Here is a 16,267-nt window from a genome sequence, read left to right on the forward strand (position 1 = left end):
CAGGTGTTTATAGCTTCTTTCTTTTAATCAACCCTTATGTATAGATTGTAGTCTGTTCCTGAAGGTTTTAGATTGTAGATTTTTTCTAAAATCTTATGATCGCTTTTCAGGTGATCTTTCACCCTGAATTCTTTCAAAACTCTATAATGAATTTGATAATATTCGGCATCCTTTCCTTCATACAAGTTATGATAAGAAAGAAGGTATTTGGGTTTTCTTGTTTTTACTGTATTGATCCAGTAATTCGTTTTGTCTTTTTTGATTTCTTCCTGAATCTGCTTGTCTACAAGCCCCACCTCATCAATGGTCTTTAATCCTGAAAAGTAAGGTACATAACCTGCAGGCTCCAGCAAGATCCATTGGTTTTTATCTTTTTCATATTGGTTTAGAAACACGCCAATAGTTCTGCGGTAGTTCCATTCTCCATTTCCTGTTGCAATGGAGTGAATGGTCTGGAAAGCCAGCATTGGAAGAATATAGAAAATAATAAGCAATGACAGCCATAGGTTTCTTCTTTCCTTTTGCTCTAATACAAAGATAAGAACCGGAACAAAAAGCAGAATCTGAGGAACCCAATAATACCAATCGAATAAGCTTTTTTGAGAGATAAAAATCATCTGCTTTGCCCATCCGAAAATAAAGATTATCCATAAGAAATAGTTTCTTTTTTCTCTCTGTCTGATCAGGTAAATGAAGCAAAGCAATTCGAAAATAAGGACAATGATGGTTATCGGATTAAAATTTCCCGGAACCTTCAGCATTCCCCAGAAATTACCAAAGCTTACCATGAAATAGTTAATATGCTGCCCTAATGTAAAATGCTGTTCGTACAATAATTTTTTTGCTGTAATGGTGTTGTTAACCAGCTCTCCAAAGTAGAACCAATTAAAAGCAACCGTTGACAAAATCCCCAGAATTCCTCCAAATACATAGCTCCATCTGATTTTTTTGTTCCAAAACAGGTCTACAAAAAATATAATTCCCAGGAATATAACGGTATCAATCCTTGTAAACATAATCAAAATCGGGAGGAGAGTCAGAACCCATTTTTTCCCTTTATTGAATCCGTAGTATAACAGGGCCATCTCCAGAAAAAACAGTATTCCGTATTCCATCCCAAGGATTGAAATCTTAATGGCAGGTGGTAAAATACCAATCAAAAATATAAATAAAGCTTTATGCCAAGGGTTTTTAAGAACCAGATGAGAAAGAAACAGCGTTCCTATCGTAAAAAGTATGGAGTTGAAAATCAAAAGGGGTTCAATAAAGTTTTCTTTACCGAAAACCAGATTGAAAATATAAGATACAAAAACATACAAATGAGTGGTAGAAGCAGAGATTTTAGTATCTCCGTTGAAGCCAATTACTCCATAATCCAGTAGGTTCTGGGCCACCCTCCAGGTGATGAAAGCATCTTCCTGAATGTAATGCGTCAATAAAAAAAGAAGTTTAAAAATAACCGTAGCGATTACGGCATAGATTGGGAACCTGCTATTTTGTGTTTCTGCCATTATGCATTTTTAGTTCCACAAATATAATCTTAAAATTCAGGATTCCCAATAACAAAAAAACGGAACCGAAGTTCCGTTTTAAAAGTATTTTATTGTGTTGCCTTGATAATCGCTGATGTGATCTGATCTTCTTTTTCTTTTGAATAAGTAGAATCATAAGGCTCCATGACATCAAATAAGTATTGATAGAATGGTGTGATCTTCTGAACTTCTTCAGATTCTTTTATGGCTTTTTCTTTGCCCATCTGCTGAAGTTCCTTTACAAAGGCATTGAATTTCTTATCAATTGGCTCAATGGATTTTACCAGATAAGCATATCCTTTTTCTTTTTGTCCAATCTTAGTATAAGCATCTGTAACCGCTGCCACTACTAATGAATACTCCATCGGTTTTGTTCTCATCTGTCTTCTCAGGTAACTTTGGTCAGACTTTGAAAGGCTTAAGTAGTAATCATACTCTTCAAAGATTCCTTTTTTAAGAACTTCTGCCAGCTGTAGTCCTTTTTGCTCTTGTCCTGCAATAATATATCCGGATACAATTGAACTTAAAGAACGTGGATCGTTGTATTTCTCTGCAGGAATTTCTTTTGCTGCAAGATCCAATATTTCTAAAGCTTTCGCTTTTTGTCCGTTTAGTGCAAGTGCCGATGCAGCTCTGCTTGCTGACATTCTGTAGCTGATGATATTGGAAGTAGCCGTTTCATCAAAATGAGTCTTCAGATTTTTGAAGTTACCCCATCTGAAGTTTTTCACCACATTATAAAGAGAGTTCGCATCTACTCTTCCCATGTCCCCGTCTACTGATGGTGGCGTTTGGATTGGAATCAATCTGTAGCTGAATCCATCAAACTGAAGATAATCATTAAGGTAGAAAATGTTTTCGCTATCGTAAATACCTCCCGAAGAGAAGTTAATAGGACGCTTCCAATCAAAGTTCGCCAATAGGTCTAATAAGATCAGGTTGTTTTTATAAAGTGTATTTCCTTTATAGGTAATCATAATCTTATCTACTACGTTAGGAAGATCAGCCTGATTGATGATACCTGCCTTAAGAGCGTTTGCTTTATTTACAGGAAGAATGAACTTGTTTACCGGAAGAATATTATACTTCTCATACTTTTCTTCTCCGAAGTACATTTTCAATAACTGGTCTTTTTCAGGAGACTTAAACTTGATAAAGTTAATAGCTTCTTTCAATGTCAAAGAATCCTGTGTAAGATACTTTCTGAATGCCTGGAATTCTGTATCCGGAACTCCTTGCTCTTTCAACATAGAGAAAACTCCCTCCCAGTCATCTTTCTTCATCATATAGATCTGATCGTTTACTCCGTCTCTATAATCTTCGTGTGTCAATTGGCTTGGGATTCCCATCGCGTTGTACGTTCTTCTCTTCACCTGATCCAGGTTCCAAGGAGTGGATGCAAGAGTAAAGTTAACCACTTTTACATCATCTCTGAATCTTTCCGTTTCCTGAATAGCCCAAACCGGGTAAGTATCATTATCACCATACACGAATAAGATGTCATTCTTTGGTAATGATTTTAATACTGAATAAGCATAATCATAAGCAGTATATCTGTTACTTCTGTCGTGAACATTATAGTTCTGGAAGCCCATCATAAAAGGAACACCCAGTAAAACCACTCCCAGTGCAATATTAGCACCGTTTGATTTTATCTTAGATTGAAGGAACCAAAGGATTGCTCCGGCTCCCATTCCGATCCAAATAGCAAAAGCATAGAATGAACCCACCATTGCGTAATCTCTTTCTCTTGGTTCAAATGGTTTTACTCCTGTATAGAAAATAATCCCGACACTTGTCAAAATAAATAGAGATAATAATGCATAGAATCTACCAAAATCTCTGTTCAATTGGAAAAAGAATCCAATTAAACCTAAAATTAGGGGTAGGAAGAAGAACTTAACCGTACTCTCATTCTTGAATTTAGCAGGCATTTTATCCTGATTTCCTACGTTTACATTATCGATAAAAGGAATACCCGAAATCCAGTTTCCTTTTGTACTTTCCATATTTCCTTCAAGGTCATTCTGTCTTCCGACATAGTTCCACATTAGGTATCTTACAAAGTAATATCCGTTTTGGAAAGAAATAAAATAATCCATATTCTGAAGCAATGAAGGCTTCTGAACATTGATCAGGTTATAAGGTTTTACCTTTAAATAATCTGATGCGGTAATTGATTTATCTTCGTACTTACCTCTCAGTTCATCAAAAATCTGCTTAGCCTGAGGGTTGTCTGCTACGTCTTCATTAGCATAGTTGAATGTAAAATCAGGAGCACCATACATTGAAATATAGTTCGCCATTACATCTTTATCCTCATTAAACATTCTTGGCATTAAGCTTACCTGAGACTTGCTGAAAACATAGTTGAAGCGGTCTCCGGTTTTTCTATAGGTTCCGGTTTTCTCATCTTTTTCGTAGATTTCTCCGGTTTTTTTTGTTTTAAAGCTTCCGTCTTCATTCTTTTCAATTCCATTCGCATCAAGGAAAGCCGTATAGTTCTGTCCATATATTGTTGGCCAGTCACCATATTGCTCTCTGTTATAATAATCCAACATCCCAATTGCCGTATCCGGATCATTAAGGTTCATTGGTGGATTAGCATTGGCTCTGATTGGAATAACCATCCAACAAGAGAACCCGATCATCATAAAAACCACAGATAAAGCAGCGGTTTGATACATGTTCTTTTTTGCCTTTCTTGCATATTTAATCAGGAAATAACAAATTGCTACCATTAGAATAAAGGCTACAATTGTTCCTGAATGGAAAGGAAGGCCAAGACCGTTTACAAAGAAAATTTCCAATCTTCCGAACATAGTCATGATCAAAGGGAAAATAATTTTGAAAACAACAATCAAAATCCCCAATGTAATAAGGTTGGCCCAGATGAAATTCTTCCAGGTAAACTTATAATTTCTTGCATAATATACAAGACATACTGCAGGAATGGCCAGCATACCCATCATGTGTACCCCAACAGAAAGTCCTAAAACAAAGAAAATAAGGATAATCCATCTTTCACTGTCTGCCGCCTTATACTCATTTTCCCACTTTGTGATCAACCAGACCAAAAGCGCGATAAACATAGAAGCCATTGAGTAAACCTCTCCTTCTACCGCAGAGAACCAGAATGTATCTGAGAACGTGAAGCAAAGTGCCCCAATAGCTCCGGCAAATAAAATAGAGATTTCCTGATGTTTTGTAATTTCTTCAAAATCCTTGTTAAGGAGCCTTCTCACAAAATGAGTGATCGTCCAAAACAAAAATAAAATAGTAAGCGCACTGAACAATGCAGACATCGCATTAATTACGATGGAATAATTTTCGCCTTTCCCTAATGCAAAAATGGCTGCCACGGCACCCACTATCTGGAATAAAGCAGCTCCGGGAGCGTGCGTTACTTCAAGTTTTACTGCAGAAGAAATGTACTCTCCACAATCCCAAAAACTGAAATTGGGTTCTATTGTGGACAAGTACGTGAAAAACGCAATGACGAAAATCACCCATCCTAAAACGGTGTTCCATTGCCTAAAAGTCCAATTTTTCATAGTATTAAATCAATTATGCGAAAATAGGGCTTTTATATTATTTTATATTGTTTTTAACAAATTTTAAAAAATTGGCTTGGTATTTGTGATTAAAGTCCTGTTAAAACTGTAAACAGGAAAATAAATTTTAAGAAACAGCGTCTGAGAAATCAAACAAAAGTTTAGTAATTATTTATTTTTTTGTATTTTTGCAGTCAGATTTTTATTGAAAATAACAAATAATGAGTAATGTTTACGATAATATTCTTGGCCTAATAGGACATACTCCGATGGTGAAGCTAAATACTGTTACAAAAGATATTCCAGCAACCGTTTATGCCAAGTTAGAATCATATAATCCTGGACATTCCACCAAAGACCGAATCGCACTTCATATTATAGAGAACGCAGAGGAGAAAGGCTTATTGAAAGAAGATTCCGTAGTTGTAGAAACTACTTCCGGAAACACAGGGTTTTCTATTGCAATGGTATGTATCATTAAAGGATATAAATGTATTCTCGCAGTAAGCGACAAAACAAAACCTGAGAAAATTGCTTATCTAAAAGCATTAGGAGCTACTGTTTATATATGTCCTGCCAATGTGCCGGCGGATGACCCAAGATCTTATTATGAAGTAGCGAAAAGAATCGCTTTGGAAACTCCCAATTCTATTTACATCAATCAGTACTTTAATGAACTGAATATTGATGCCCATTATCAGACTACAGGTCCTGAAATCTGGGAGCAGACAGAAGGTAAGATCACTCACCTTTTTGCCTGCACCGGAACAGGAGGTACCTTATCTGGTTCAGCAAAGTTTTTGAAGGAGAAAAACCCAGATATTAAAATTATTGGGGTGGATGCAGATGGATCTATATTAAAGAGCTATCACGAGACAGGTGAGATTCACAAGGAAGATGTACATCCTTATCAGATTGAAGGAATGGGGAAAAACCTTATCCCTTCTGCTCTACTTTTTGATAAGGTAGACGAGTTTGTAAGGGTAAATGATGAAATGGCGGCCTACAGAACCCGAGAAATAGCTTTGAAAGAAGCCATTATGGGAGGTTATACTACAGGAGCCGTAACACAGGGATTGATGCAGTATGCACAGTCTCATGAATTAACAGAAAATGACGTAGTTGTTTTAATATACCCGGATCATGGTTCAAGATACATCACTAAGGTATACAGTGATAAGTGGATGGCCGAACAAGGGTTTGTCAACAACTGTGTTCACAACTATGACGAAGTCTTCAAGACAGAGTTTATTAAATAGTAACAAATAAAATCACGATATAATAAAGCCTTTTGCGTGTTCTACAAAAAAGGCTTTTTTACTTAAAAATTACGATACAATGTTGGATATTTTTGAAAGAATAAAAGAAAATCCAGGACCTCTTGGACAATTTGCAGATTATGGAGAAGGTTATTTTATTTTCCCAAGATTAGAAGGACCTATCGGCCCTAGAATGCAATTTCAGGGTAGAGAAGTAATTTTCTGGAGTGCCAATGATTATTTAGGATTGTGTAATCATCCTGAAGTAATAGAAGCGGATGCAAAAGCGGCTGCAGAATATGGAATGTTCTATCCTATGGGAGCAAGGGCTATGTCTGGAGAAACAGATCAGCACCTTCAGTTGGAAAGAGAATTGGCAGACTTTGTAAAAAAAGAATCAGCATATTTATTGAATTTCGGTTATCAGGGAATGGTTTCTACCATTGATGCCTTGGTAAGCAGAAATGATGTTATTGTATATGATATGGATTCTCATGCCTGCATCGTGGATGGGGTAAGACTTCATTCCGGTAAGAGATTTACCTACAAGCACAACGATATGGAAAGCCTTGAAAAGAATCTTCAAAGAGCAACAAAGGTTGCCGAAGAAACCGGAGGAGGTATTTTGGTAATTACTGAAGGCGTTTTCGGAATGAGAGGTCAACAGGGAAAAATCAAGGAGATCTGCGAGCTGAAATCAAAATATCAGTTTAGATTGTTGGTAGATGATGCTCACGGTTTCGGAACATTAGGTAAAACAGGTGCAGGAGTTGGTGAAGAGCAGGATTGTAATGATCAGATTGATGTATACTTCTCTACGTTTGCTAAATCAATGGCTGGTTTTGGGGCATTCCTTGCGGGTGACAAAGAAATCATCAGATATCTTAAGTTTAACCTAAGATCACAAATATTTGCAAAATCTCTTACAATGCCAATGGTAATTGGAGGTTTGAAAAGATTGGAGCTATTGAGATCAAGACCTGAGATCAAGGCTAAGCTTTGGGAAAATGTTGAAAAACTACAAAGCGGATTAAAAGAGAGAGGATTCAACATTGGGGACACCAATACTTGTGTAACTCCGGTTATGATGCAGGGAACTCCTGTGGAAGCTACTCTACTGGTAAAAGATTTAAGAGAAAACTATGGTATTTTCACCTCCGTGGTGGTATATCCTGTAATTCCTAAGGGAATGATTCTTTTAAGGTTAATTCCTACCGCTTCCCATACGGATGCAGAGATTAACGAAACTCTGGCCGCATTTGAAGGAATTCATGATAAATTAGTAAGTGGTTACTATAAAGATCAGGAACAAAAATTACTACAAGAACAAGGATTAAGCTTTAAACCAATTTAATCTTTAAACAAAATAAAAAAAAACCACTGATTGATTCAGTGGTTTTTTATTTTAAAAACTATAAAAGCTATAAAAACAAATGAAACTCAGGGGTTATATGTTGGGCGTTTTGTCTGCCGTTTCTTATGGATTGATTCCCATTTTTATTCTGCCTATTAAGCAGGCTCATTTTTCAATGGACATTACCCTGTTTTACAGGTTTTTCTTTTCAGCGTTAATGGTGGGTGGATATCTGATCTATTCCAGACAAAATTTTAAGGTCAATAAAAAAGAGGCTTTAATATTAGCCATCCTGGGAATATGCTATGCTCTTTCTTCAGAATTTTTATTTATAGGGTATGATTTTCTTACTGCAGGGATTGCCTCTACTGTTTTATTTGTCTATCCGGTTATTGTTGCCTTGATCATGTTTTTCTTTTATAAGGAAAAACTGAACCGGTTATCTATAGTCTCTTTACTTCTTGCCTTTGCAGGGGTAATTGTTTTGTGTCTTAAAGGAAATGGACTGGAGATTAATTTTGCTGGCTTGGGAATTGTGATGCTGAGCGCTCTTTTTTATGCACTGTACATGGTGATCGTCAATAAGTCTAATCTTAAGGTATCCGGGTTTAAGCTCACTTTTTACTCCATGCTTTTTACTTCCATGTTCTTTATGACAAAAGCTGTAATAGGCAATCAGTCTTTCGCTATTCCTTCAACGGCGATCTTTCTCAACTTCCTTATTTTTGCTTTTCTTACTACGGTTATCTCCAGTCTTTGCCTGGTATATGCCATTAAAAATATAGGTTCTACACCCGTTGCCATTTTAGGAGCTTTGGAGCCGGTAGTTGCAGTCATGGTAAGCGTATTGATATTTCATGAAAACTTCACAACTAATTTATTGATCGGTATTACGCTTATTCTGCTGGGAGTTATTCTGAATGTGGTTTCTGACCGAAGAAAAGTAAGTCATATTTAAAAATGTTATTTTCTAACTATATATAAAAGCCGGACCAAAGAGTTCCGGCTTTATTATTTTACAATAAAAAGATCAATTATTACTGTTTATTATAAACAAGATATCACTATAAAATAGTACGCTGTCTTAGTTATTCCAACATTATAAGATTTTATTATTATGGATGGATATACCGGGATTATCAATACTGATAATACACAGAAAAAATCAATTCCAATACTCTAAAAAATATTTGAAAATAAATTTAACTTTCTGAAATAGCACGATTTATCTGCTTATATTGCATCTATCTATTTTTAATAATAATCCACCTTTTTCTATAGAGATTTATAGGTGCCATATAGTACACAAATGATGAATGAACTGCAACAACTCACAAAAGATCAATTATATAACAAGCTCAAAAACAGGTCTGAAAACTTTAATGCCACTGTTTGTACCGCCTTGGAAAATACCCTGTTTGATGAACATTCTTTAAGTGATGAAGATCTTTCAGAATTCCTTCAAATGCTGGATGAAGAAACAGTAGAAAAAATAAAAGAAGCTTCCACAGAAGTAAATGACGAAGAAGATTACCCAAACATTGTCCTCGCAGAAAGCAAAAGCATAACCACCTCTCTGGATGTAACCACACAAAATGGAGAAGGATATAAAATTGTTCTTATTGAACATGATATTAATCTATCCGGAAACCTTTTTATTGAAGAATATATTGTCCTTATTATAACTGGAAATATAAAAGCTAAAAATATCATTGTCAACGGATCACTTTACTGCTCAGGAAATGTTACCTGTAATGTTTTGTTTGGAGCTTCTTCCAATGACAACGAAACCCATATTGAAAGAAATATTTCTTCAGTGCTCATTGCCGAGAATGGACATTATACCGTTGCCAAAGGAAATATTCATTCAAAATATTTGATTAGCTTTCATAACGAAATAGAAGGAAAATCAGGTCGGTTTATTGAAAATCCAAGTCTGGAAGTAGCAGATGATATTAAGCAGCTAAATCCTGAAATGATAGATGAAGATGGCTATTTTGACGAAGATGCTTTCTTGAATCTTATTAATATTCACCCTGTAGAAACCCTGTTTAAGTAATAAAGAATCCGTATCCTCCGGGAACCTGTTTTCTTTCAGCTTATAATCAATGCAAAAAATTTTTTTCTGAAAAAACTTTAGAATAACTTTGCAAAAAATTTCTGTTGAAAGACCTGCTTCTTATTACCCCGCCTTTTACCCAACTTAACACTCCTTACCCTGCAACTGCTTATATTAAAGGATTTTTAAATACTAAAAATATTTCCAGTTATCAAATTGATTTAGGAATAGATGTTATTTTAGAGTTATTTTCAAAAGACGGGCTTCAAAAGGTATTCAACAAAGAAATTAATCTTCAGGATACATCTGAAAATTCGCAGAGAATTTATGCACTAAGAGAGGAATATTTAAAAACCATAGATCAGGTTATCCCCTTTTTGCAAGGTAAAAGTCCTACTCTGGCAAGACAGATCTGCAGTATGAATTTTCTGCCGGAAGCTTCCCGTTTTAACCAATTGGATGACATGGAATTTGCTTTCGGAAATATGGGTTTGCAGGATAAAGCAAAACATTTGGTAACTCTTTATTTAGAAGATATATCCGATTATATTGTTGAAAATATAGATTCAGATTTTGGATTCAGCAGATATGCAGAACGTCTTGGAAAAAGTGCAAATTCCTTTGATGAATTATATTCAAAATTAACTGATCAGCAGACCTTTATTGATGAATTTACATTAAAAATTCTTCATGAAAAAATAGAGGCTGTTCAACCAAAATTAATTTGTTTTTCAATTCCTTTTCCTGGAAATTTATACTCTGCTTTCCGATGTGCCCAGTTTGTAAAACAAAATTTCCCACACATTAAAATAGCAATGGGTGGTGGATTTCCCAATACAGAATTAAGGGAAATCAAAGATCAAAGAGTATTTGAGTTTTTTGATTTCATTACCCTTGATGATGGCGAATTACCTATTGAACTTCTCTGTCAAAACCTGGAAGTACAACCGGAAACAGCAGAATACAAAAGAACATTTTTAATTGAAAATCAAGAAGTTGTTTACAAGAACAATTCTAAGAGACACGATTATAAACAGGCAGATATCGGAACACCGGATTATACTGACCTAAAATTAGATCAATACATTTCTGTAATTGAAATCGCCAATCCTATGCATAGCTTATGGAGCGACGGAAGATGGAATAAACTGACGATGGCTCATGGATGCTACTGGGGAAAATGTACTTTCTGTGATATTTCCTTAGATTACATTAAAATATACGAACCTATTTCAGCCAAAATTCTCGTAGACAGAATGGAAGAACTGATCCAGACAACTGGTGAAACCGGATTCCATTTCGTAGATGAGGCAGCACCACCCGCTTTGATGCGCGAAGTAGCACTGGAGATTCTTCGAAGAAATCTTGTGGTTACCTGGTGGACTAATATTCGTTTTGAGAAAAGCTTCACTAAAGATTTATGTTTTTTATTAAAGCTTTCAGGTTGCGTTGCAGTTTCCGGAGGATTAGAAGTCGCAAGTGATCGTCTCTTAAAATTAATTGATAAGGGAATTTCTGTAGAACAAGTGGCAAAGGTAACAAGAAATTTTACCGAAGCCGGAATTATGATTCATGCTTACTTGATGTATGGCTACCCAACGCAGACCGTTCAGGAAACAATTGATTCTATGGAAATGATTCGCCAGCTATTTGAAATGGGAATTTTGCAGAGTGGTTTTTGGCATCAGTTTGCAATGACCGCTCATTCACCTGTCGGATTGAACCCTGAAGAATTTGGAGTTACTCCAATCAAGCAGGAAATTTTATTTGCTAATAATGATATTGATTTTACAGACAAAACCGGAATCAATCATGGTAAATTTAGTTCAGGTTTAAAAAAGTCTTTATTCAATTATATGCACGGAATTAATTTCGAGCTTCCGCTTCAGGAATGGTTTGATTTTAAAATTCCGAGAACAACCATCCATCCCGATTATATACACGACAGTTTATTGGAAGAGGAAGATTTTAAATTTAAAGGAAATTCAAAAGTTGTCTTTTTGACCAAAAATGTAATCGCTGAGAATCGCATAAAAAATAAAAAGAAATACTCTGGTACATATACGCTTCTTACATTCCACTTAAAAACCAATATTATAAAGGTAGAATTGGAAGAAGATAAAGCAACATGGCTAATGAATGTCTTAGAAGAGAATTCTATAGAAAATCTAAAAAAACCTACAGTTCAGCAACTTAAGAATCAATTTGAAGAAAATTTCGAGGATTTTGAACTATTTTGGTTCTCAAAGCCAATGCAGCAATTAAAGGAAAATGGGGTGATTTTGAGTTTATAAAAAGATTCGGATTTTTTTCAGAGATTTTAAAAATTCGGGTGATTTTTCTTAAAAACAGGAAATAGCTACCCTTTTTGTCTTTCTGAAGAAATCTAACTAAGGATTTAAAATAACAATATAAAAGAAAAACCTTGAAATAGTCTTTCAAGGTTTTTTTATTTTTAAGTTTGGGCTAAATTATTCTATTCTTATTAAATATTCCATCAATTAATTAGGTGTATCTTTTGAAACAGGCCCCACTGTTACTTTTTCCTGTATTTTAATAAAATTGGGGTCCATCATCGCCATACGTTCAGCAATAGCTTTATAAGTTGGATATTTCAGAATAGATGCTCTTCCTGACATTTCTTTGTATACCACAAAAGATTTACCTCCGGCTGTTTTCAGTTGCTTCGTTGTTGTAATATATTTTCCAATATATTTACTTTTAGCATCATAGATCTCAATATCGATAAAGGTTTTATCTACTATCTTATCATCTGATCCAAAGCTTACCGGTAAATTGGTAAAATATCCTACAGGAACACCATTGCTTAAGATCTCACCCACTTTGTTTACCTCAAGATTAAGTTTATCTATTTTTTTTCTGGTTGTATAGGCATCTTTCGTTTTATTATCCAGCTTTCTTTTTGGTACATTTGAAAATAGTTCATCAAGGGTTTTCACATTGATTCCTTTATTATCAATGATTTTAAGACCTTTCACACAGGTATATACTGCGGACTTTTCTTCTCCGGAAAATGCAGAAGGTGAAATATAATCCAGCTCTATGGTTTTATCTCTGTTATATACTCTATTAATCTGTATATAGCTGTCTCTCACTGAGTCTACAATACTTTTATCAATAAACTTTATGGTATACAGTGGTGTTTCCTTCAAATCCATAAAAGTATATTCATTGGATTTATTGGAAATTTTGGCAACCGGAATCCCATCTAAATTGATAATTCCTCTTTTGGTCTTAATATTCTGGGCATTAAGAAAAAGGCCCAGTATTGTAAAGAATATGATTGTACTTCTCTTCATAGAATCAAATTTTTACATGAAATAAAAAAAGTGTAACCAAAGTTACACTTTTTTGAAAATATATTTAGCTTTTCATTTAATTATTCACAAAGGATGATTCCTTTATTATGATTAAATTCTACAACACCGCTTTTAATAGAATAAGAAAAAACAGAGTCTTTATCGTTTTCTTTGGTTAAGTTTTTAGCATAAGCTTCATCTACAGAATTAGCAAATAACTTTACTTTACCACCGATTAAAGAAGAAACGATTCCTGCGTGGTTTTTCATGATGTGGAATTCACCATTTTTTCCAGGCAATAATACTGAGTTTACCTCTCCTTCAAAAACTACGTATTCTGGTGTTAAAATTTTTATATTCATTTTAATTTAGATTTGAAGATTTCAGATTTCAGATTTCAGACAACCTTAAAGTCTCATGTCTAGTATCTGATATCTTTATGTCTAATTTATTAAGCGTTTTCAGCTAACATTTTTTGTCCTGCTTCGATAGCTTCCTCGATAGTTCCTTTCAAGTTGAAAGCAGCTTCTGGTAAGTGATCTAATTCACCATCCATAATCATTGTAAATCCTTTGATAGTATCTTTGATATCTACCAATGATCCTGGAATACCTGTAAACTGTTCTGCTACGTGGAAAGGCTGAGATAAGAATCTCTGAACTTTTCTTGCACGGTAAACAACAGATTTATCTTCTTCAGAAAGTTCTTCCATACCAAGGATTGCGATGATATCTTGAAGAGCTTTGTATCTTTGAAGAATTTCTTTTACTCTCTGAGCACAGTCATAGTGTTCTTGACCGATAATTTCCGGAGCAAGGATTCTTGAAGTAGAAGCCAATGGATCTACCGCTGGGTAAATACCTAATGAAGCAATCTTTCTGTCAAGTACTGTAGTTGCATCTAAGTGAGCAAACGTAGTTGCAGGAGCCGGGTCAGTTAAGTCATCCGCAGGTACGTATACCGCTTGTACTGAAGTAATTGAACCATTTTTAGTTGAAGTAATTCTTTCCTGCATCGCACCCATCTCAGAAGCAAGAGTTGGTTGGTAACCTACCGCTGATGGCATACGACCAAGAAGTGCAGATACCTCAGAACCAGCCTGAGTAAAACGGAAGATGTTGTCTACGAAGAAAAGTACATCTCTACCTTGTCCGCTTTCACCACCATCTCTATAGTACTCCGCTAATGTAAGACCAGAAAGTGCTACTCTCGCTCTTGCACCAGGCGGCTCGTTCATCTGTCCGAAAACGAATGCTGCTTTTGAATCTTTCATAGCCTCTAGGTCTACTTTAGAAAGATCCCAACCTCCATTTTCCATAGAGTGCATGAAATCATCACCATACTTGATAATACCTGATTCCAACATCTCTCTCAAAAGGTCATTTCCTTCTCTCGTTCTTTCACCTACTCCGGCGAATACTGAAAGACCTCCGTGTCCTTTTGCAATATTGTTAATTAACTCCTGGATCAATACTGTTTTACCTACACCAGCACCACCGAACAAACCAATTTTACCCCCTTTTGCGTAAGGCTCAACTAAGTCGATTACTTTAATACCTGTAAATAAAACTTCTGCAGAAGTTGAAAGTTGATCAAATTTTGGAGCTGGTCTGTGAATTGGAAGACCACCTTCCTTAGAAATATCTTGAAGTCCGTCGATAGCATCACCAACAACGTTGAATAGTCTTCCGTTTACAGCCTCTCCGATTGGCATAGTAATAGGATTTCCGTATCCAATTACATCTTGACCTCTCTTAAGACCATCAGTAGCGTCCATTGCAATACATCTTACTGTATCTTCGCCAATATGTTGTTCTACCTCTAAAACTACTTTTTCACCGTTTTCTTTTGTAATTTCTAACGCGTCATAGATTGCTGGAATTGCTTCCACATCATTAAAGACAACGTCGATTACCGGACCAATAATTTGAGAAATTTTACCTTTAATTTGGTTTGCCATTGCTAAATTTTTTCTTGGTGCAAATATAGTGATTCTTCATAAACTCACAATTGGTAAAAAAAAGATTTTTATCATGCTTTTACAGATATTATGAAGTTCTTATTTTAATATGTAAAATTCAATGTTTTTCCCTATATTAGGAAGCTAATTTATATATTACGAAATTAGCTTATCTACTTTATTATATAATAGCCCCTTCATTTTAATATATTTCATTTTCAAATTTTCGGATTCCCTCCCTCACATTCAAAATAAAGGCTTTATATTTGCAGTCAAAATTTTTCCGTTTTGAAAGTTTTCAAGAATTTTAAAGATTATTCCTCTCAGAAGCCTCTAGCATTGTCTTTAGGTATGTTTGACGGAGTACATCTTGGGCATAAAAGTATTATAGATGAGTTAATTAAGGTAGGTACAGAAAACAATCTGGAAACTGCCATTCTTACTTTTTGGCCTCATCCAAGATTTGTTTTTAATCCCAATGAGGATCTAAAACTTCTGAATACCATAGAGGAAAAGAAAGAACTGATTGAAAAGTATAGCATCGATAATTTATTTCTGAAAGAATTTGATGAAGAATTCAGAAATTTAACAGGAGAAGAGTTTGTTCGCCAAATTTTAATTGACAAGCTTAATGTAAAATACCTTATTATAGGCTACGACCACTCTTTCGGAAAAAATAAAAGTGGAAATTTTGAACTTCTTCAAAAACTTTCTAAAGAACTTGACTTTGAGGTTGAACAAATGGAAGCCATTAATATTCATGAAAATAACATCAGCTCTACCAAGGTTCGTAATGCGCTTTTAACAGGAAATATTAAAGAGGCAAATGAAATGTTGGGATATTCTTTCCCTGTTTCAGGAACGGTTGTTCATGGCAAGAAAATAGGAAGAACAATTGGTTATCCAACGGCTAATATTGATACAGAATCTATCAAGCTTTTACCTAAAAAAGGCGCCTACATTGTTGAAGTTGAAGTAAAAGGACAACAATATAAAGGAATGCTGAGCATTGGAACCAATCCTACAGTAAACGGAGAAAAACTAACTGTTGAAGTATATATCCTTGATTTTGAAAGCGATATCTATGATGAAAAAATTACTGTAAGATTCAGAGATTTTCTTCATGATGAAATTAAGTTTGAAGGATTGGAAAAGCTTATTGAAAGGCTGGACGAAGATAAAAGACTCACAAAGGAGTTTAATTTTTAAGATATAAAAAAGGGCTATTC

The 16,267-nt window shown here is 35.0% G+C and carries 11 protein-coding genes; 6 read left to right on the plus strand and 5 right to left on the minus strand.

What is annotated here, in order from left to right:
- Window positions 1-23: 23 nt before the first annotated feature.
- On the minus strand, window positions 24-1,511 hold the full coding sequence (locus C7D53_RS16330) for a hypothetical protein (RefSeq protein WP_106917489.1): 1,488 nt from the start codon (window positions 1,509-1,511) through the stop codon (window positions 24-26).
- Between the two features lie 89 nt (window positions 1,512-1,600).
- Window positions 1,601-5,086, minus strand: a complete 3,486-nt coding sequence (locus C7D53_RS16335) for a glycosyltransferase family 117 protein (RefSeq protein WP_106917490.1) — start codon at window positions 5,084-5,086, stop codon at window positions 1,601-1,603.
- A 221-nt stretch (window positions 5,087-5,307) separates the two neighbouring features.
- Between C7D53_RS16335 and C7D53_RS16340 the strand changes: the two genes are divergently transcribed.
- From C7D53_RS16340 to C7D53_RS16360, 5 genes are all read left to right on the plus strand, one after another.
- Window positions 5,308-6,345, plus strand: a complete 1,038-nt coding sequence (locus C7D53_RS16340; RefSeq protein WP_106917491.1) for a PLP-dependent cysteine synthase family protein — start codon at window positions 5,308-5,310, stop codon at window positions 6,343-6,345.
- Window positions 6,346-6,427: 82 nt separating this feature from the next.
- Window positions 6,428-7,699, plus strand: a complete 1,272-nt coding sequence (locus C7D53_RS16345) for an aminotransferase class I/II-fold pyridoxal phosphate-dependent enzyme (protein ID WP_174567009.1) — start codon at window positions 6,428-6,430, stop codon at window positions 7,697-7,699.
- 79 nt (window positions 7,700-7,778) lie between these two features.
- On the plus strand, window positions 7,779-8,657 hold the full coding sequence (locus tag C7D53_RS16350; protein WP_106917492.1) for a DMT family transporter: 879 nt from the start codon (window positions 7,779-7,781) through the stop codon (window positions 8,655-8,657).
- Between the two features lie 351 nt (window positions 8,658-9,008).
- The gene (locus tag C7D53_RS16355) at window positions 9,009-9,758 is read left to right on the plus strand and encodes a polymer-forming cytoskeletal protein (protein WP_162926206.1); all 750 of its coding nucleotides are present in this window, start codon (window positions 9,009-9,011) and stop codon (window positions 9,756-9,758) included.
- A 104-nt stretch (window positions 9,759-9,862) separates the two neighbouring features.
- Window positions 9,863-12,052, plus strand: a complete 2,190-nt coding sequence (locus C7D53_RS16360) for a B12-binding domain-containing radical SAM protein (protein ID WP_106917494.1) — start codon at window positions 9,863-9,865, stop codon at window positions 12,050-12,052.
- Between the two features lie 207 nt (window positions 12,053-12,259).
- On the opposite strand, the gene C7D53_RS16365 is transcribed toward C7D53_RS16360, so the two are convergent.
- From C7D53_RS16365 to atpD, 3 genes are all read right to left on the minus strand, one after another.
- Entirely contained in the window at window positions 12,260-13,078 is an 819-nt protein-coding gene (locus C7D53_RS16365) for a hypothetical protein (RefSeq protein ID WP_106917495.1), read from the minus strand.
- Between the two features lie 80 nt (window positions 13,079-13,158).
- Window positions 13,159-13,440 carry a FoF1 ATP synthase subunit delta/epsilon gene (locus tag C7D53_RS16370; RefSeq protein ID WP_076351811.1) on the minus strand — a complete coding sequence of 94 codons (282 nt, stop codon included), beginning with the start codon at window positions 13,438-13,440 and terminating at the stop codon, window positions 13,159-13,161.
- 89 nt (window positions 13,441-13,529) lie between these two features.
- A complete protein-coding gene (gene atpD / locus C7D53_RS16375; RefSeq protein ID WP_106917496.1) occupies window positions 13,530-15,038 on the minus strand; it encodes a F0F1 ATP synthase subunit beta in 1,509 nt (502 codons plus the stop codon).
- 288 nt (window positions 15,039-15,326) lie between these two features.
- Here atpD and C7D53_RS16380 point away from each other — a divergent pair, with 288 nt between their 5' ends.
- The gene (locus tag C7D53_RS16380) at window positions 15,327-16,247 is read left to right on the plus strand and encodes a bifunctional riboflavin kinase/FAD synthetase (protein WP_106917497.1); all 921 of its coding nucleotides are present in this window, start codon (window positions 15,327-15,329) and stop codon (window positions 16,245-16,247) included.
- Window positions 16,248-16,267 lie beyond the last annotated feature (20 nt).

Origin of the sequence: Chryseobacterium aurantiacum (assembly GCF_003020585.1) — a bacterium.
GTDB classification, from domain to species: Bacteria; Bacteroidota; Bacteroidia; order Flavobacteriales; family Weeksellaceae; genus Chryseobacterium; species Chryseobacterium aurantiacum.